This window comes from Actinoplanes derwentensis, assembly GCF_900104725.1.
GTDB classification, from domain to species: domain Bacteria; phylum Actinomycetota; class Actinomycetes; order Mycobacteriales; family Micromonosporaceae; genus Actinoplanes; species Actinoplanes derwentensis.
Window position 1 is genome coordinate 8,177,116 of record NZ_LT629758.1, and the last position, 17,616, is coordinate 8,194,731.

General features: G+C 69.5%; 13 protein-coding genes and 1 riboswitch. Of the genes, 8 read left to right on the forward strand and 5 right to left on the reverse strand.

Translation table 11 applies throughout. The annotated features are described in order from the left end of the window. Window positions 1-78 precede the first annotated feature (78 nt). Window positions 79-993 (forward strand): GNAT family N-acetyltransferase, encoded by a 915-nt coding sequence (locus tag BLU81_RS36315; RefSeq protein WP_092551833.1) that lies wholly within the window; start codon window positions 79-81, stop codon window positions 991-993. A 143-nt stretch (window positions 994-1,136) separates the two neighbouring features. Next, window positions 1,137-1,276: riboswitch (SAM riboswitch) on the forward strand. Window positions 1,277-1,285: 9 nt separating this feature from the next. Continuing rightward, window positions 1,286-2,569, forward strand: coding sequence for a threonine synthase (gene thrC / locus BLU81_RS36320; RefSeq protein ID WP_092551836.1), 1,284 nt, complete (start codon window positions 1,286-1,288; stop codon window positions 2,567-2,569). Between the two features lie 178 nt (window positions 2,570-2,747). On the opposite strand, the gene BLU81_RS36325 is transcribed toward thrC, so the two are convergent. Both BLU81_RS36325 and BLU81_RS36330 read right to left on the reverse strand, forming a co-directional pair. Continuing rightward, window positions 2,748-3,233: a hypothetical protein gene (locus tag BLU81_RS36325; protein ID WP_197686020.1), complete on the reverse strand. Its 486-nt coding sequence runs from the start codon at window positions 3,231-3,233 to the stop codon at window positions 2,748-2,750. A 46-nt stretch (window positions 3,234-3,279) separates the two neighbouring features. Then, the gene (locus BLU81_RS36330; protein WP_092551839.1) at window positions 3,280-3,783 is read right to left on the reverse strand and encodes a GNAT family N-acetyltransferase; all 504 of its coding nucleotides are present in this window, start codon (window positions 3,781-3,783) and stop codon (window positions 3,280-3,282) included. 78 nt (window positions 3,784-3,861) lie between these two features. On the opposite strand from BLU81_RS36330, the gene BLU81_RS36335 reads away from it, so the two are divergent. After that, window positions 3,862-4,140 (forward strand): hypothetical protein, encoded by a 279-nt coding sequence (locus BLU81_RS36335; RefSeq protein WP_157751957.1) that lies wholly within the window; start codon window positions 3,862-3,864, stop codon window positions 4,138-4,140. A 300-nt stretch (window positions 4,141-4,440) separates the two neighbouring features. Beyond that, window positions 4,441-6,063 carry a chaperonin GroEL gene (gene groL / locus BLU81_RS36340; protein WP_092551845.1) on the forward strand — a complete coding sequence of 541 codons (1,623 nt, stop codon included), beginning with the start codon at window positions 4,441-4,443 and terminating at the stop codon, window positions 6,061-6,063. Window positions 6,064-6,361: 298 nt separating this feature from the next. Here groL and BLU81_RS36345 read toward each other — a convergent pair whose 3' ends face one another. Then, window positions 6,362-11,644: a beta strand repeat-containing protein gene (locus BLU81_RS36345; RefSeq protein WP_157751958.1), complete on the reverse strand. Its 5,283-nt coding sequence runs from the start codon at window positions 11,642-11,644 to the stop codon at window positions 6,362-6,364. Between the two features lie 207 nt (window positions 11,645-11,851). Here BLU81_RS36345 and BLU81_RS36350 point away from each other — a divergent pair, with 207 nt between their 5' ends. Then, complete coding sequence (locus BLU81_RS36350) at window positions 11,852-13,651, forward strand: glycerol-3-phosphate dehydrogenase/oxidase (RefSeq protein ID WP_092551851.1); 1,800 nt, start codon at window positions 11,852-11,854, stop codon at window positions 13,649-13,651. Then, window positions 13,648-13,932, forward strand: coding sequence for a DUF4031 domain-containing protein (locus tag BLU81_RS36355; RefSeq protein WP_092551854.1), 285 nt, complete (start codon window positions 13,648-13,650; stop codon window positions 13,930-13,932). The genes BLU81_RS36350 and BLU81_RS36355 overlap by 4 nt, the downstream gene beginning before the upstream one ends. On the opposite strand, the gene BLU81_RS36360 is transcribed toward BLU81_RS36355, so the two are convergent. Then, window positions 13,904-14,542, reverse strand: coding sequence for an HD domain-containing protein (locus BLU81_RS36360; protein WP_092551857.1), 639 nt, complete (start codon window positions 14,540-14,542; stop codon window positions 13,904-13,906). The two genes, BLU81_RS36355 and BLU81_RS36360, sit on opposite strands and share 29 nt — an antisense overlap. A gap of 29 nt (window positions 14,543-14,571) precedes the next feature. Here BLU81_RS36360 and BLU81_RS36365 point away from each other — a divergent pair, with 29 nt between their 5' ends. Both BLU81_RS36365 and BLU81_RS36370 read left to right on the forward strand, forming a co-directional pair. Beyond that, a complete protein-coding gene (locus BLU81_RS36365; protein WP_092551860.1) occupies window positions 14,572-15,702 on the forward strand; it encodes an FUSC family protein in 1,131 nt (376 codons plus the stop codon). A 48-nt stretch (window positions 15,703-15,750) separates the two neighbouring features. Next, complete coding sequence (locus tag BLU81_RS36370) at window positions 15,751-17,181, forward strand: PrsW family intramembrane metalloprotease (protein WP_172890685.1); 1,431 nt, start codon at window positions 15,751-15,753, stop codon at window positions 17,179-17,181. On the opposite strand, the gene BLU81_RS36375 is transcribed toward BLU81_RS36370, so the two are convergent. Beyond that, the gene (locus tag BLU81_RS36375; protein ID WP_172890865.1) at window positions 17,172-17,468 is read right to left on the reverse strand and encodes a GroES family chaperonin; all 297 of its coding nucleotides are present in this window, start codon (window positions 17,466-17,468) and stop codon (window positions 17,172-17,174) included. The two genes, BLU81_RS36370 and BLU81_RS36375, sit on opposite strands and share 10 nt — an antisense overlap. Between the last annotated feature and the right edge of the window lie 148 nt (window positions 17,469-17,616).

Sequence of the window (17,616 nt, forward strand, 5' to 3'; positions counted from 1 at the left end):
GGCGGTCCTCCAGACCGCCCCCTGCCGCCGGGTCATGCATAGGGATATCGATTGACGGCACCGCCGCCAGCCGGTGACATGACCGTCGTGACAACCTTCCGGATCCGCCCCGCCCGCCCCGACGACGCTGAGGCGGTGGTCGCACTCCGCGCGCTCGTCTACCCGTACCTGGTGCGGAGCGAGGAGTCCACCCGCCGTCAGATCGCCGTGCCGTCGCCCGGTGAGGACCGGGCCGGCCTTGTCGCCGAGACGGCCGGTGAGGTGGTCGGCTGGGTCGCCGCGCTGCGGGATCCCCGTTCCGAGGACCGGGAGTTCGGGCGGATCTCGCAGTGCCACGTGAACCCGGCGTATCGCGGTCGCGGCATCGGCACGGCTCTGCTCGCCGAGGCCGCCGCCCATCTGCGCACGATCGGAGTGCGCCGGGCCGGGTCCCTGATCACGCCGGACGCGATCGGGTTCGCTGAGCGCCGGGGATTCCAGGCGTCGTCGCGGGTGATGCGCTTCTCGGCTCGTGAGCTGCGGAATCCGCCGTGTGTTCCGCCGCGCCAGGACGGGATCGAGCTGTGCTCGGTGCGGGACGTGGCGGAGGCGGCGCTGTACCGGGCCGAACTGGAGGCGACCGGTGACGTGCCCGAGGAGGTGCCGTCCGGGCCGTCGTCGTACGACACCTGGCGTCACGAGATCTGGGATGAGCCGGGACTGGACCGGGACTCCAGCACGGTGGCGCTGGCCGGGGCCCAGGTGGTGGCGTTCACGTTGCTCATGCGAGACGGCGAGCGGGTGTGGTCGGACATGACGGCCACCGTTGGAGACCATCGGGGGCGAGGGCTCGCGCTCATGGTCAAGGTGGCGGCTCTGCGCCGGGCGGCGGCCGGCGGGGTGACGGTCGCCTATGCCAGCAACGCCGGGGAGAACGCGCCGATGCTGGCCGTCAACACGCGCCTGGGATATCAGCCGATCGCGACCAAGGCCTTCTGCTCGACCGTGCTCTAGACGTACGAAATCAAAGGGTTTAGAGGTTTTCGGGGGAGCCCGAGGGGTAGGAAACGGCAGGATCGAAAGGAGGTCGCTCACACCTCGGGAAGACCGTATGGCGTTGGCGGAATCTCGTCGTAAGGTGTGGGAAACAACTGAATACCTCATCCAGAGGGGCAGAGGGATACGGCCCGATGAAGCCCCGGCAACCACCGCGCAGCAGTTCTCGATGACGAGAAGCGACGTGGCAGGTGCTAATTCCGTCCCCGTTCCGGCAGGTCGCCGCGGGGAAAGATGAGAGGAAACTCTGATGACGTCTGTCGTTGACGCACCCTCCAGCACCTTCACGTCGCCCGCTCGCGGCCTGATCTGTCGCGCCTGCAGCGCTGAGTACCCGCTCGCCGCACAGCACGCCTGTTACGAGTGTTTCGGCCCGCTCGAGGTCGCCTACGACGAGGCGGCGCTCGCGCGGGTGACCCGGGCCCAGATCGAGGCGGGCCCGCAGAACATCTGGCGCTATGCGGCTCTGCTGCCGGCCGGCCAGGACCCAGCCACCCGGGTGACGCTGAACCCCGGCATGACTCCGCTGGTGCCGGCTCCGGCCCTGGCCGCGGCGCTCGGCATCCAGGCGCCGCTGTTCATCAAGGACGACTCGCAGAACCCGACCCACTCGTTCAAGGACCGGGTCGTCTCGGTGGCCCTGACCGCGGCCAAGGAGCTGGGCTTCAACCGGTTCTCCTGCGCCTCCACCGGCAACCTGGCCAACTCGGTCGCCGCCCACGCGGCCCGTGCCGGGGTGCCGAGCATCGTCTTCATCCCCGCCGACCTGGAGCAAGGAAAGATCATCACGACCGCGGTGTACGGCGGTGAACTGGTCGCCATCGAGGGCTCCTACGACGACGTGAACCGCCTGTGCAGCGAGCTGGTGGAGACCGACGAGTTCGAGGACACCGCGTTCGTCAACGTGAACGTGCGGCCGTTCTACGCCGAGGGCTCCAAGACGCTCGGCTACGAGGTGGCCGAGCAGCTCGGCTGGCGGATCCCGGCCCAGGTGGTCATCCCGATGGCCTCCGGCGAGCTGCTCACCAAGGTGGACAAGGCGTTCTCCGAACTGGTCGAGATCGGACTGGTCGAGGCCCCCGAGGGTGGCTGGACCGTCTTCGGCGCCCAGTCCGAGGGCTGCAACCCGATCGCGGTCGCGCTGCACGCCGACACCGACGTGATCACCCCGGTCAAGCCGACCGGCATCGCCAAGTCGCTGAACATCGGCGACCCGGCCGCCGGGCCGTACGCGATCGAGGCCGTCCGCCGCACCGGCGGCTGGATGGACTACGCGAACGACGACGAGATCCGCGACGGCATCCGGCTGCTGGCGGAGACGACCGGTGTATTCGCCGAGACCGCGGGCGGCACCACCGTCGCGGTGCTGAAGAAACTGGTGGCGAGCGGCAAGCTCGACCCCACCAAGGAGACCGTCGTCTACAACACCGGTGAGGGCCTGAAGACCCTCGACGCGGTGGCCGGCCAGGTTGGACCGACTCACACGATCAAGCCGTCCCTGAAAGGCGCTCGCGAGGCTGGCCTGCTCGGATAGCAGAAAGTAACCGGCGAGAAGCCGGTTGTCGAAGATTCCCTCCTCCGAGGACTTGCACTCCGATCTCCGGATCGGCAGGATGCTCTCTGCGGGAGGATGCGACGCCGTACGAGGCCCCTCACCTGGACATTGGCGACAATCTCCGAGGGACCCAACGACCCAGCGCTGACCCATTGGGCTACGTGCCCGGAGGCGCTGTGCGTCCTTCCTCCCGACCAACTTCCCCGCTCGGCGGTGTCATCGGCTTCCTTCGGCGGCTGATGACCCGCTGCAGCGAGGGCCGCAACGGCAGCTCTTCCGGGTAGGCCCCGTCGGCCAGCCCCGCGTTCTTCTCGAACCAGTTGCGCACTCCGTAAGACCTGGTCAGCGCGATCGACCAGCCACACGCCAGCCAGTAAGCGGGCCAGAACAGCGGGCCGAGGAACGCGTACTGGCTCGCGTGCCGGCATTCGTGAGTGAACAGCCGGACCCGCCGCTCGTCCCGCTCGTCGAGCAGCCACTCCGCGGTCCGCTTCGTGATGATCACCGAGCCGACCGTGAAACAGGTCCCGGCCGGAAAACGGAACCGGTAGTTCTCGGCGATCAGCACCCCGTGCCGCCCACGCCGGATCCGGGTGCCGGTGAGACCCGCGACCAGCAGCCCGGCCAGGGTGGTCCCGTTCACCGCGGTCAGGGTGGTCCGCGCCCGGTGCCAGCCCCGCCCGGCCATCTCAGACCCGCCGGCGCATCTGCAGCTCACTCATGACCGGCACGGTCGGATGCGGCAGGCGGACACCGGTGTCGATGAAACCCAGTTTCTGGTACGCCCGGACCGCCCGATCGTTGCCACAGACCACTTCGAGCATCAGCTCGTCGCGCCCCGCCGCAGCGGACCAGTCGGCGACCGCCTCGATCAGCTGCCCCAGTACCTTGCCGCCCCGGTGAGCCGGTGTCAGGTAGACCGCGTAGATGATCGTGCAGCCCGGCTCCTCGGGCAGCGTGGTCCCGCCGGCGTGCCCGATCAGCGGCCCGCCCGGGTCCGCGACGAACTGGGCCGTCCCGAACCCCTGCGACGACTCCCGGATCCGCTGGCGGTAGCTCTCGTGCGGCCGGGCCGCCGCCTGCGCCAGCGTCTCCAGGAAGGCCAGGGGACTGTCCGCCAGCATCTCCAGCCGCAGAGCGCGCATCCGCCCGGCGTCCTGGGGTCGCACCCGGTGCACGGTCCAGTTCTCCATGGCTAATCCCTACCGCCGGGACACGCACTCGGCAACCGGGTTGCCGCAGAGCGAGTGGCCTGATCGGGTCATGATTCGATGATGAACGATGAAGGTCTCCGGCTCCTCCGCGCCCGCCCGTGGGCCGGCGGGTACGACGATCCGTGGGTGCTGGCGCTCGCCTCCGTCGCCGTCGCGGTGTTCTCCGTCGTGCGGGGATGGTTGTCGGAGCCCGGCCCGGATCCGGTACCCCTCGGGTGGAACCTGGCGTACACGGTCATCATCGTCGGCTGGTCGATTGCGGTGCTCGTCACTGCGCGGCCGGCCACCGTCGAGCCGGCCGTACAGGCCGCTGACCAGGCCCGTCAAGATCCTTAGCCGAAACGGCGGCCCCTGATGGGGTTTCGCGGGAAGATGGGGTTTCTTGCACTCGCCATCGGAGAGTGCTAAACAAGTGATTGGCACTCGCAGCTTGTGAGTGCCAGCAGGTCGGGACGGTGGGGTTCCGGTCGCGGTGCTGCCATCGGCACTGGGGCACGGAGCCGGTCGTCGCGGGCTATCCGGCTCGGCCTGAGGACGTCACATCGCCAGGTGGTGACGTCCGCAGACTTTCCTCAACATGCGGAGAGCGGGGCCGACGAGGCCCGGCGCCGCGGATGTCCGGGAGGACAACGCCGTATGGCCAAGATCATCGCATTTGACGAGGAAGCCCGTCGCGGCCTCGAGAGCGGCATGAACCAGCTCGCCGACGCCGTCAAGGTGACCCTCGGTCCCAAGGGCCGCAATGTCGTCCTTGAGAAGAAGTGGGGCGCTCCCACGATCACCAACGATGGTGTATCCATCGCCAAGGAGATCGAGCTCGAGGGCACCTTCGAGAAGATCGGCGCCGAGCTGGTCAAGGAGGTCGCCAAGAAGACGGACGACGTCGCCGGTGACGGCACGACGACCGCGACCGTCCTGGCCCAGGCTCTGGTTCGCGAGGGCCTGCGCAACGTGGCCGCCGGTGCCAACCCGCTCGGCCTGAAGCGGGGCATCGAGGCTGCCGTCGCGAGCGTCTCCGAGGCGCTCTCGCAGCTCGCCAAGGATGTGGAGACCAAGGAGCAGATCGCCTCCACCGCCTCCATCTCCGCCGGTGACTCCACGGTCGGCGAGATCATCGCCGAGGCCATGGACAAGGTCGGCAAGGAAGGTGTCATCACCGTCGAGGAGAGCAACACCTTCGGTCTCGAGCTCGAGCTCACCGAGGGCATGCGCTTCGACAAGGGCTACATCTCGGCTTACTTCATGACCGACGCGGAGCGGATGGAGGCCGTCTTCGACGACCCGTACATCCTCATCGCGAACAGCAAGATCTCCGCGGTCAAGGACCTGCTCCCGGTCCTCGAGAAGGTCATGCAGTCCGGCAAGCCGCTGGTCATCATCGCCGAGGACGTCGAGGGCGAGGCCCTGGCCACCCTGGTCGTCAACAAGGTCCGTGGCACCTTCAAGTCGGTCGCCGTCAAGGCCCCCGGCTTCGGTGACCGCCGCAAGGCCATGCTGGAGGACATCGCCATCCTGACCGGTGGCGCCGTCATCAGCGAAGAGGTCGGCCTCAAGCTCGACGCCGCCGACATCTCCCTGCTGGGCTCGGCCCGCAAGATCGTCATCACCAAGGACGAGACCACCGTCGTCGACGGTGCGGGCAACAGCGACCAGATCCAGGGCCGGGTCAACCAGATCCGCGCCGAGATCGAGCGCTCGGACTCCGACTACGACCGTGAGAAGCTGCAGGAGCGTCTGGCCAAGCTGGCCGGCGGCGTTGCGGTCATCAAGGTCGGCGCGGCCACCGAGGTCGAGCTCAAGGAGCGCAAGCACCGCATCGAGGACGCCGTTCGCAACGCGAAGGCGGCCGTCGAGGAGGGCATCGTCCCCGGTGGTGGCGTCGCGCTGGTTCAGGCCGGCAAGACCGCGTTCGACAAGCTGGACCTGGTCGGCGACGAGGCCACTGGCGCGAACATCGTCAAGGTCGCGCTCGACGCCCCGCTGCGTCAGATCGCCGTGAACGCCGGCCTCGAGGGTGGTGTCGTCGTGGAGAAGGTGCGTAACCTCCCCGCGGGTCACGGCCTGAACGCCGCGACCGGTGAGTACGTCGACCTGCTGGCCGCGGGCATCATCGACCCGGCCAAGGTCACCCGTTCGGCGCTGCAGAACGCCGCGTCGATCGCCGCGCTGTTCCTCACCACCGAGGCCGTCGTGGCCGACAAGCCCGAGAAGAACCCGGCTCCGGCCGGCGCCCCGGGCGGCGGTGACATGGACTTCTGAGTCCAGTCGTAAAAAAGGCGGGCCGCGAAAGCGGCCCGCCTTTTTGCATGCCCGCAAACACCCCGAACCCGAACTCACCACGCTGCGGGTTGCCCGTTCGTACTGTGCCGAGTCGGGGTGCGATAACTCACCACGCGGTGGGCAACTGCTTGCAGTGTGCCGAGTTGGGGTGCGAATCGAGCCCGGACTCATCACGCAACGGGTGTCTGCTCGCAGTGGGCTTGGCCGGGGTTCGGATCGGATGTCGCGGGGATGCAGAGGGGCCCGGCCGATCGGCCGGGCCCCTCTGCATACGCCGTCAGCTTCGGTGGCGGCCCGGGCGGTGGCGTCCGGGGCGGGTCACCTGCGTGAGGATCAGCAGGAAACCGCCGATCACCATGGCCAGCATGCCGACGGTGAAGACCGGGGCGATGCTCGAACCGGTGGTGGGCAGGTCGGCGTCTCCGGAGGCGGTCACCCGGATGGTGATCGTCGCCCGGGCGGTGCCGCCGCGTTCGTCCTGGATCGTGTACGACATGGTGTCGGTGCCGGTGTATCCGGCGGCGGCCGCGTAGGTGACCGTGTTGCCGGCGAGGGTCGCCGTACCGTGCTTGGGCTTGCCGATCTTGAGGATGCTGAGCGTCTCGCCGTACGGATCGGTGTCGTTCTTCAGCGGCTTGAACGAGACCGTGCCGCCCTTCTTCACCGTGTAGCGGTCCTTCACCGCGACCGGCGGCTGGCTCGCACCGGCCACGGCGACGGTGATGGTGCCGGTGGTCAGGTTCCCGTCGGCGTCTTCTGCCAGGTAGGTGAAGGTGTCCGTACCGGCGAAGCCCTTGGCGGCGGTGTAGGTGACGCTGCCGTCGGCGTTGAGCTTGGCGGTGCCGTGTTTCGGCGTACCCACCGACCTGATCGTGATCGCGATGCCGTTCTTGTCGACGGTCGGCAGCGGGATGCTGATGGCCTTGCCGGGTTCGGCTTCCACGTCCTTGTTCGGGGCGACCGGCGCCAGGGCGACGGTGACCTTCACGGTGGAGCCGGTGCTCTGCCCGGTGTCGTCCTTCGCGGTGTAGGTGAAGGTGGCGACGCCGGAGAAGCCGCTCGGCGGGGTGTAGACGACCGCGTCACCGGAGACCTTGGCGGTGCCGTGGTCCGGAGTGCCGACCGTGTCGAGGGCCAGCGAGCCGTTCGGGTCGAGGTCGTTCTCCAGCACCTGGATGGTGATCGCCTTCTGGTAGGCGGTCCTCCGCTCGTCCGCCACCGCGACCGGCTTCCCGTCGTCGCTGGTGACCGTGACGGTGACGGTGCCCTCGGCGGTGCCGCCTTCGCCGTCGCTCACCTCGTACGAGAAGGTGTCGGTGCCGGTGAAGTCGTCCGCCGGGGTGTACCGGATCTTGCCGTCGACGATCTCGGCGGTGCCGTTCTCGGGCGTGCCGACCCCGCTGATCTCCAGCGTCTGGTCGGTGTTGGGGTCGGTGTCGTTGGCGAGGACATCGATGTCCACGGGTGTGCCGGTCTGCACCGCTGCGGTGTCGGCGGCGGCGACCGGTGGGGCGTTGCCCACGTTGACGGTGACCGTCGCGGTCTTGGTGGTCCCGGCAGTGTCCCGGACTGTGTAGGTGAACGTGTCGGTGCCGTAGTAGCCGGGCGTCGGGGTGTAGCGGACCTTGTTCCCGGCGGCCAGGACGGCGGTGCCGTGTGCCGGGTCGGTGACGCTCACCAGGGTGAGGGGGTCGCCGTCCGGGTCGGTGTCGTTGGCGGTCACGTCGATGTCGAGGGCGGTGCCGGACGGGGTGGAGACGGTGTCCGGGTTGACGTCCGGGTCGCCGGAGATCGTGATGGTGACGGTGGCCTCGTCGGTGGCGCCGAGGTCGTCGGTGAGCGTGTAGGTGAACGTGTCGGTGCCGGTGGCGCCGGTGTTCGGGGTGTAGATCACCTTGCCGCCGGTGAGGGCGACGGTGCCCTTGGTGGCGGTGCCGACCTGGAGCACGGTCAGGACCTGCCCGGTGTTCGGGTCGGTGTCATTGGCGAGCACGTCCAGTTCGGTGGCGGTGCCCGGCTTCACGGTGAACTTGTCGTCGATCGCGTTCGGTGCCACGTTGTCGACGGTGATGGTGATCTGCCCGGTGTCGGAGTTGCCACCCGGGTCGAAGCACGTGTAGGTGAACGTGTCGATGCCGTAGTAGCCGTCGTCCGGTGTGTAGGTGACGGCGCCGGCCTGGGTGAAGGTGACCGTTCCGTGGGCCGGGGCGGTGACCGCGGCCAGGGTCAGCGTGTCACCGTTCGGGTCGGTGTCGTTGGTGAGCACGTTCAGCGTGACGGGCTCGTTGGTGCTGGTGCTCGTCGCGTCCGGGTTGGCCTCCGGCGGACCGTCGACGACGGTCACCGTGACGGTCGCGCCGGCGGTGCCGCCCTTGCCGTCGGAGATCGTGTAGTGGAACGTGTCGGTGCCGTGGTAGCCGTTCGCCGCCTGGTAGACGACCTTGCCGTTGACGACCTGGGCGGTGCCGTGACCCGGCGGGGTGTCGATGGTGATGGTGAGGGTGTCGCCGTTCGAGTCGGCGTCGTTGGCGAGCACGTCGAGGGTGTTCGGCGCGTTGGACGCCACCGTGTAGGTGTCGTTACCTGCGGTGGGCGGGGCGTTGCCGATCGTGATGGTGACGGTTCCGGTGTCGGTGTCGGTGCCGTCGGTGATCGTGTAGGTGAAGGTGTCCGTCCCGGTGAAGCCGGGGTTCGGCGTGTACGTGAGAGTGCCGTCGTTGTTGCGGACCACGGTGCCGTGCCCCGGAGTGGTGGTGCTGGTGACGGTCAGGGTGTCACCGTTCGGGTCGGTGGAGTCCAGGGCCGGGTTCAGCGTGACCGGGGTTTCGTACCCGGTGGTCGGTGTCAGGTCTTTGGCGACCGGGGCGGCGTTGCCGACGGTGACGGTGACCGTGGCGGTCGACGTCGGGTTCCCGAGGTTGTCCTTGATGCTGTAGGTGAACGTCGCGGTCCCGGAGAACCCGTCCGGCGCCGTGTACTCGATCTGGTTGCCGACGATCCGGATGGTGCCGTGGTTCGGAGTGGTCGTCGAGACGATGCCGAACGGGTCGCCGTTCGGGTCGGCGTCGTTGGCGAGCACGTTCAGGAGCACGGTGCCCTTGTAGACGACGGTGCCGGTGTCGTTGACCGCGACCGGGGCACCGTCGGAGACCGTCACGGTCACGGTGCCGGTGGCGGTGTTGTTCTGGGCCTGGCCGTCCGAGATGACGTAGGTGAAGGTCGCGGTGCCCTTGAACGACGCGGCGGGCGTGTAGACGACCTTGCCGGCGCTCATGCTGGTGGTCCCGGCGCCGGACTGCGGCGGGTCGACCGAGGTGAGGGTCAGGGTGTCGTTGTTCGGGTCGGTGTCGTTGAGGACCACGTCGATCGTGATCGGGACCCCGGACCCGGTGGTGCGGGCGTCGGCGACCGCGGTCGGGCTGGCGTTGGTGGTGGTGATCGTGGCGGTCCTGGTGTCCGATCCGCCGTACGGGTCGTAGCACGTGAAGACGAACGGCTCAGTGCCCCGCCAGTCGTCGTCCGGCGTGTAGGTGATCGACTGGTCCGCGTTCACGATGGTCGTGCCGTGTACAGGGGCCGTGGTGACCTGGGTGGTGAAGGGCCCGCTCGGGTTGTCGGAGTCGGTGATGTCGGCGACCACGTCGATGGTGACCGGGGTCTTGTGGGTGGTCGAGCGGGTGTAGGACTTCGCGACCGGCGAGTTGTTCAGCTTCACGTCGGCGCTGGCGGTGTTGTTCGACGGGCTGCCCTCGTTGCCGGAGCCGGTGACCGTGAGGGTCGCGGTGGCGGTGTCCGCCGCTGAGTTGTTCACCGAAGCGGGGAAGGTCACCGTGCCGGAACTGTTCTTGGCGACGGCACTGAGGTCACAGGTGACCCGCTGATTGGCGTTGCCGGCCGCGCAGGTGTTGGGCAGGGTGCCGGGCGTGATGCCGGTCGGCAGGTCGACGACCGCGATCGGGTGCGGTTCGAGGTCCTGACCGGCGTTGTCGACCTTGACGGTGTAGTTGACGGTGTTCGGCGACGAGGACCGGTTGACCATGGCCGGGGAGACGGTCAGGGTCGCGGTCAGGTTGACCTGTGGCTGCTGCACGGTCAGGGTCGAGGTGTCGCCGGGGCCTTTGATCTCCGCCGAGCTGGAGGAACTGCCGTAGTACGACAGGTTCGGCACGTTGACGATCGAACTGCCCGGCGCGGTGGAGCTGTTCACACTGGCCCGGTAGGTGACGGTGGTGCTGCTGTTGCGGGCCAGAGTGCTGATGGAGTACGCGAGCGGTGGCCCGGTGTCGGCGACCGTGTTGCCGGCCACGGTCATCGTGCCGGGGATGTAGGTGAGGCCGGTCGGGATCGCGTCGGTCAGGACGATGTCCCGCGCGGTGTCGAAACCGTTGTTGGTGACGACGATCGAGTATTCGATGACGTCGCCGGGCAACAGGTCGCCGCCGTCCACGTCGGTCGGGGTGGTGACCGTGGTCAGGCTGGGGGCGGCCAGTGCGGTGGTGAAGGTGACCACACCCGGGTAGATCGTCTCGCCGCTGGTGGCCAGGTTCAGGGTGGCCTGTGTGGCGTTGTGCGCGATCTTGCCGGTCGCGTCGAACTGGTCCATGTCGACGCCCATCAGGTTCGACCAGGCGGGGGTGCGGCTGGTGAGGCCGGTGCCGCCCTCACTGACGGTGCTGTTGAAGAAGTTGTTGCTGGGGTTGGCCGAGTCCATCATCGCTGCGCCGTCGAGCTGCAGCGTGTCGCCGACCTTGCCCAGGTCACCCTCGTAGACGACCGCGCCGATGCTGGCCTCCACCGGTGTCGAGGTGTCCGTCGGGGTCTGGAAACCGGACACCGTGATGTCCACCGAGGTGCTGTTGGTGTCGACCACGCCGAAGCCGTCGTAGACGCGCAGGCTCTGCAGGGGCTTGGCGGCGTTCTGGTACGCGATCACGAGCGACCATCCGGCGTACCGGTCCACGCCCGTGCCGGCCTGGATGTCGGCGACCGTGTACGTGCCGTTGCCGGCCCCGGAGACCTGCTGGGTCACGTCCGCGAAGCCCTGGTAGGCCGACGTGACACCGGTCGGCGCGAACATCTGCGTGGCGGTGACGACACTCAGCCCGCTGGCGTTCGGCACCCCGAAGCGCACCTGGTTGTTGCTGGCCGGAGTGGGCGCGGCCACGCCGTTGCCACCGGCGCTGATGTCAGCGCCCCAGTACAGCCCGGCGAACAGCACCGTGCTGTTGGCCGGCATGTCGACCGTCGCGGTGCTGTCGTTGAACGTCGTGGCGTCACCGTCGGGGTTGGTGAACTCCATGTTGTAGCCGTTGTTGTTCAGCGTCTCGCCACCGTTGCCGGTCCCGCCCTGGGCGGCGGTGCAGTTGGTGGCGGCCGCGGGGCACTGCATGTTGGTGTTGCCGCGGATCAGGATCGCGCCGTTCGCGTTCACGCTGTAACGCGAGGCGAACGCGTTGGTGATCGCAGCGTCCGCCTCCGGTGGGGAGACGGCGACACCGGCCATGACGGTCAGCGTCATGATGACGAAGGCGGAGATCACCCGGTACGGGGTTGTCCGCATTACGGCTCGATGCATGGTCTTCCCTCGGCCTGGGCGGACCCTGACGGTCCGGGTGTGCAAAGCACGCTCAGAATGGCCGAGGGCAGAACGTGCGCATTGGAGAACTCGATGGGTATATGCGCCCACAAGCGGAAAGTCAGACGTCAGACCATGGACGGCGAAGATTCCCCCGCCTGGGTGAACCACTGAAGCGCTAACGTGGGACGGGTGCGTGATCCCTCCGTCTCCCGCTTCTCAGCCGGCCGGCTCTCCCCGATTCGTCGGACCGCCGATCTACGGCGACTGCGTGACGAGCAGTTCGATGTCCTGGTCATCGGTGGCGGTGTCACCGGTGCCGGTGCCGCCGTCGACGCCGCCTCCCGTGGTCTCAAGGTGGCCCTGGTCGAGGCCCGGGACTTCGCCTCCGGCACCTCCAGCCGCTCCAGCAAGCTGATCCACGGCGGTCTGCGCTATCTGGAACAGTTGGAGCTCAACCTGGTGCACGAGGCGCTGACCGAGCGGGGGCTGCTCGCCACCCGTCTCGCTCCGCACCTGGTCCGCCCGGTTCCGATCATGGTCCCGCTGCCCAGCGCCAGCCTGCCCAAACGGGCGTGGCAGCGCGGCTACTACGGGCTGGGCGTGGCCGCGTACGACGCTTTCGCCGGTGTCTTCGGCGGTGGCCGCGGCATGCCGCTGCACCGGCACCTGACCCGCGCCGGCGCCCGGCATCTGTTCCCGAGCCTGCGGGCCGACCAGTTGTCCGGCGCGATCCGCTACTTCGACGGGCAGGTCGACGACGCCCGGCTGGTGATCAACCTGGCCCGGACCGCGGCCAGTCTGGGCGCGGCCGTGGTGACCAGCACGCGCGTGGTCGGTTTCGTGCGCGAGGCCCGGCAGGTGGTCGGCGTGACGGTGCGTGACCTGGAGGCTCCGGACGAGGAGCCGTTCGAGGTCCGGGCCCGGACGGTGGTCGCCGCGACCGGGGTGTGGAGCGACGACATGTCGCAGATGCTCAGCGATGTCGGGGTACGCCCGGGCCTGCGGGTCCGAGCCTCCAAGGGGGTGCACCTGGTGGTGCCCCGCTCGGCGATCACCGGGGAGGCCGGCCTGATCCTGCGGACCGCCACGTCGGTGCTCTTCGTCATCCCCTGGGGAGGCCACTGGATCATCGGCACCACCGACACCGACTGGCAGCTCGACCGGGCCCATCCGGCGGCGTCCGCCCGCGACATCCACTACCTGCTGGACCAGGTCAACGCGGTGCTGGAACGGCCGCTCACCACCGACGACATCGAGGGTGTCTACGCCGGCCTGCGCCCGCTGCTCTCCGGCGAGGCCGACTCCACCTCGAAACTCTCGCGGGAACACGCGGTGGTCGAGCCGATGCTGGGCCTGCTGCTGGTGGCCGGTGGGAAGTACACGACGTACCGGGTGATGGCCGCCGACGTCATCGATCAGGCGGTGCGCCGGCTGGGCGGTGCGGCCCGGCCGTCCCGGACCGCCGAGTTGCCGCTGCTCGGTGCGGACGGTTACGCCGCCGCCTGGCGGGACCGGCAGGACATCGCCCGCCGGCACGGCGTCACCGCGGGGGTGATCGAGCACCTGCTGGAGCGGTACGGCACGCTCACCGTCCACCTGCTCGCGATGATGGCCGCCGATCCCGGGCTGGCCGTCCCGCTGACCGGAGCCCCGGAATACCTCGCGGCCGAGGTGGCGTACGCGGCACTCGCCGAAGGCGCCCTGCACGTGGACGACGTGCTGACCCGGCGCACCCGGATCTCGTTCGAGACCGCGCACCGCGGTGCGGAGTCGGCTGAGCACGCTGCCGAGATCATGGGCGCGGCCCTCGGCTGGGACGCCACGATCCGGCAGAAAGAGGTCGAGCACTACCTGGCCCGGGTCACCGCCGAACGGCAGTCGCAGACCATGCCGGACGACGCGACCGCCGACGCCGCCCGGATCGGGGCCCCTGACGTGCGCGGGCTGGCCGCCGACCGCCGGGAGCCGCTGCTCGAGATCGACCTTTGATCCTCGTCGACGAACCTCGCTGGCCGGGTCGCGGCCGACTCTGGTCGCACCTGGTCAGCGATGTGTCCTACGACGAGTTGCATGCTTTCGCCGAGATGCTGGGTGTGCCCCGGCGTGCCTTCGACCGAGACCATTACGACATCCCTGAGGTACGTTTCCGTAGCGCACTGTGGCTGGGCGCCACCCTGCTGACGTCTCGGGAGATCACGGTCCGGCTCCGGGCGGCGGGTCTGCGCCGCCCGAAACACCTGGCTAGGCAAGCTCCTCCAGTTCAGCGCTGAGGTTGGCGCGGGCGCGGTCCTCCCACTGGTCGCGGATCTCGGCGTGCCGGTAGATCGACGGGAGTCTCAGCAGTTCCGTGAGGACCTGGGAGCGGGCGCCGCGGAAGGCACCGTCGGGAACGTGCGCGTACTCCCGGCGGATCGCCGAGGTGTAATCGATGTACCGCTGTTTCTCGGCGGCCAGGATCGACAGGTCGGCGTCGCAGAGCAGTTCACCGTCCGGGTCGTCGTCCTCGGTCGCGTGCCCGGCGGTCAGCCCGACCAGCCGGGCCACCTCGGCCGCCACCTCCTCCGGCGTGCCCAGGCTCTGCAGCAGGCCGTCCGCGAACTCGGCGCTGTCGCGTTCGTTGGCGTCGCCTAGGGCCCTCGGGTCGTAGACCGCGTCGTGCAGCCAGGCCGCCAGACGTACCCGATCGGGGTCGGGGGCCAGGTGAGCGAAGCGATCGACGACGTCGAGCACCGCCGAGAGGTGGGTCACGTCGTGATAGTGGCGTTGCGGTTCGGTCCAGCGTCCGAGCAGGTACTGCGCGGCCGCGTCCAGGTCGGCGTCGTCCGCGGTGGCGCCGGCGCCACGAGCCGCGGACCGGAAAGCCTCGGTCAGAGATGTCACCCGAGCATCCTGGCACGTAGGTTGAGGTCATGATCGGCGCTGACCGGCTCGCCACCACGCTGACCCGGGCCCGTGCCGGGTTGATGCTCGCCCTGCAGTCCGGTCTCGCCGCTGGTCTCGCCTGGTGGGTGGCGCACGACCTGTTCGACCGGCCGGTGCCGTTCTTCGCCCCGATCGCCGCGGTGATCACGCTCGGCTCATCGGTGGGACAGCGGCTGCGGCGCACCTCCGAACTGGTCGTCGGGGTCGCCGCCGGCATCGGCATCGGGGACGGGATCATCCTGCTGATCGGGGCCGGCCCGCTGCAGATCGGCCTGATCGTGCTGCTCGCGGTGCTGCTGGCCACCGCAGTCGGCGGCGGCGCCCCGCTGATCGTGCAGTCGGCGTCCTCGGCCGTGCTGGTCGCCACCCTGACGGCGAGCACCGGCCAGCCCTGGACCCGGTTCCTGGACGCCCTGGTCGGCGGCGGGATCGCCCTGATCGTGATGACCGTGCTGCTGCCGCTCAACCCGCTGACCGTGGTCCGGCGGGCCGCCGACCCGGCGTTACGGGCGTTCACCGGTGGCCTGCACGACGCCGCCCGTGGTCTGGCCGCCGCCGACACCGACACGTTGCAGGCCGCGCTGGAGCGACTGCGGGCGGCCGAGGTCAGCTTCGCGGCGTTCCGGACCGCGATCGAAGCGGCCCGGGAGAACGTGGCCTTCGCCCCGGCGCGCTGGCGGGCCCGCGGTGCCCTGGCCCAGTACGTCGACGGCGCCCCGCAGATCACCTACGCGCTGCGCAACGTCCGGGTGCTGCTGCGCCGGGCGCTCGTCGCGCTGCAGGACCGGGAGCCGGTCCCGGAGACGCTGCCCGAGTCGATCAGGCTTCTCGGTGACGCCGTCGAACTGCTCCGGCACGAGTGGGACCGGGGAGTCGAACCGGTCGCCGCCCGGGAACGCGCGCTGCGGGCGGTGGCCGAGTCGGGACGGGCGTACCAGGAGGGAGTCGGCTATTCCGGGGGTGTGGTGGTGGCGCAGACCCGGACCGCGGTCAGTGATCTGCTGCGGGCGACCGGGGTGGAGCACTCCGAGGCGACCCGGCAGGTCCGGGCGGCGATCGGCTGGAGTGGGCGACCGCACAAGCCCCGCCGCCGGTCCGGCCGGTCCGGGACCGCTTGATCGATGTCGGGCATGTCGGGGGCGCGACCGGTGACTACGCTGGCGGACATGGCCGTCGACCCCCTAGCTCCTCCGCCGTCCCCGGCCCCGGTTCCGCCGTACCCCGCGATGGCCGCCGCGGCCGGCGATCCGGTCCCGGGCCGCCTCAGCGGGTGGCGGCGCTGGCTGCCGGTCGCCGGGGTGATCAGCCTGATCGCGGCCGCCGCCATCGGCATGTTGATCTTCCTGGGCTACAACATCGGCGTGGCCGGCCTGGCCATCGGCCTGACTGCGGCGATCCTGCCGGTGCCGTTGCTGGCCAGCAGTTTCGTCTGGCTGGACCGGTACGAGCCGGAGCCGACGAAATACCTGGTCTACTGCTTCGCCTGGGGTGCCGCCGTGGCGACCGCGGTGGCCCTGGTGGTCAACAGCAGTTCAGCCTGGCTGTTCGATCAGATCGGTCTGCCGGACGCGCTGGTGGCCGTGCTGGTCGCTCCCTTCATCGAGGAGTCGATGAAGTTGCTCGGGCCGTTGCTGCTCTTCTGGCGCCGCCGCGGCGAGTGGTCCGGCATCACCGACGGCATCGTCTACTGCGGGCTCTCCGCGCTCGGGTTCGCGATGGTGGAGAACGTGCTCTACCTCGGCGGCCACGGTTACGCGGCGGGCGCCGACGAGTACGGCCCGGCCACCGGCTTGCAGAACGTCTTCCTGATCTTCATCGTGCGGATCCTCTTCACCGGCTTCGCGCACCCGCTCTTCACCTCGATGGCGGGCATCGGGCTCGGCATCGCGGCCCGCTCCAGCGACCGCACGGTCCGCCGCCTCGCCCCGATCGCCGGTCTGCTGCTGGCGATGATGCTGCACGGCATCTTCAACCTGCTGCCCACACTGGCCGGGGCCACCCAGGAAACCCTGATCATGTTGTACGGGTACCTCGGCTTCATGGTCCCGTTCTTCTTCGCGGTCGTCGGCTTCGCCATCGCCTGGCGCAGCTGGGAGGGCCGGCTCGCCGAGCGGGTGCTGTACCCGTACGCGGAGGCCGGCTGGCTCGCGCCGTCCGAGGTGGCCGCACTCGGCACCCTGGGCCGTCGGCACGCCGCCCGCGAGTGGGCCCGGCGGGTGGCCGGTCAGCCCGGTCACCGGGCGATGCGGGACTTCCAGTTCGCCGCGACCCGGCTCGCCCTGATCCGCGACGGACTGGTCCGGGGCCTGTCCCGCACCCCGGCTGACCTGCAGCGGGCCGTTGAGGAGGAGCGCGATCTGTTGATCGCGATCACCAACTACCGGTCGGCCTTCGCCGGGCGTGACCCGCAGACACCACCGTCGTGGTGGGACGGCCGGAACTACCGGATCACCTTCCCGGACGGGGTGGTCCGGACCGTGGCGCCGCCCGCGGAACCGGTGATGCCGCTACCGATCGTCCTACCCCCGCCGATGCCGATGCCGGCGTACGGCGGCCCTTATGGCCCGCCGCCCTTCCCGCAGCCACCTCAGAGGTAGAGGCCGGTGCCGTCCGGTTCGACCCGGTCGGCCGCGACCGCGTGCACGTCCCGCTCGCGCAGCAGGACGTAACCCTTGCCGTGCAGTTCGACCTCGGACCGGTCGTCCGGATCGAAGAGGACCCGGTCGCCCACCACGATGGACCGCACGTTGGGGCCGACTCCGACCGCGGTCGCCCAGGACAGGCGGCGTCCCATCGAGGCGGTGGCCGGGATGACGATCCCGGCGGTGGAGCGGCGCTCGCCCTCGCTACCGTCCTGCCGGACGAGGACGCGGTCGTGCAGCATCCGGATCGGTAGGCCGGTCTCGGTACGGGTGTCGGCACTCACGTCTGCAGACGGTACGCCGCCGTTGCGGCCCCTGAACGGCGGGGAAGGTCCTCTGAACGGCGAGGAAGGGGAGAAACAGCCGGAAAGAGCGTCGACGCGGTGTCCC

What these genes read in the sequence shown, in the direction of transcription:
- thrC (WP_092551836.1), top strand. Translation starts at nt 1,286, where the DNA reads ATGACGTCTGTCGTTGACGCACCCTCCAGCACCTTCACGTCGCCCGCT.
- BLU81_RS36315 (WP_092551833.1), top strand. Translation starts at nt 79, where the DNA reads ATGACCGTCGTGACAACCTTCCGGATCCGCCCCGCCCGCCCCGACGAC.
- BLU81_RS36370 (WP_172890685.1), top strand. Translation starts at nt 15,751, where the DNA reads ATGGCCGTCGACCCCCTAGCTCCTCCGCCGTCCCCGGCCCCGGTTCCG.
- groL (WP_092551845.1), top strand. Translation starts at nt 4,441, where the DNA reads ATGGCCAAGATCATCGCATTTGACGAGGAAGCCCGTCGCGGCCTCGAG.
- BLU81_RS36345 (WP_157751958.1), bottom strand. Translation starts at nt 11,644, where the DNA reads ATGCGGACAACCCCGTACCGGGTGATCTCCGCCTTCGTCATCATGACG.
- BLU81_RS36375 (WP_172890865.1), bottom strand. Translation starts at nt 17,468, where the DNA reads ATGCTGCACGACCGCGTCCTCGTCCGGCAGGACGGTAGCGAGGGCGAG.
- BLU81_RS36365 (WP_092551860.1), top strand. Translation starts at nt 14,572, where the DNA reads ATGATCGGCGCTGACCGGCTCGCCACCACGCTGACCCGGGCCCGTGCC.
- BLU81_RS36335 (WP_157751957.1), top strand. Translation starts at nt 3,862, where the DNA reads ATGATGAACGATGAAGGTCTCCGGCTCCTCCGCGCCCGCCCGTGGGCC.
- BLU81_RS36330 (WP_092551839.1), bottom strand. Translation starts at nt 3,783, where the DNA reads ATGGAGAACTGGACCGTGCACCGGGTGCGACCCCAGGACGCCGGGCGG.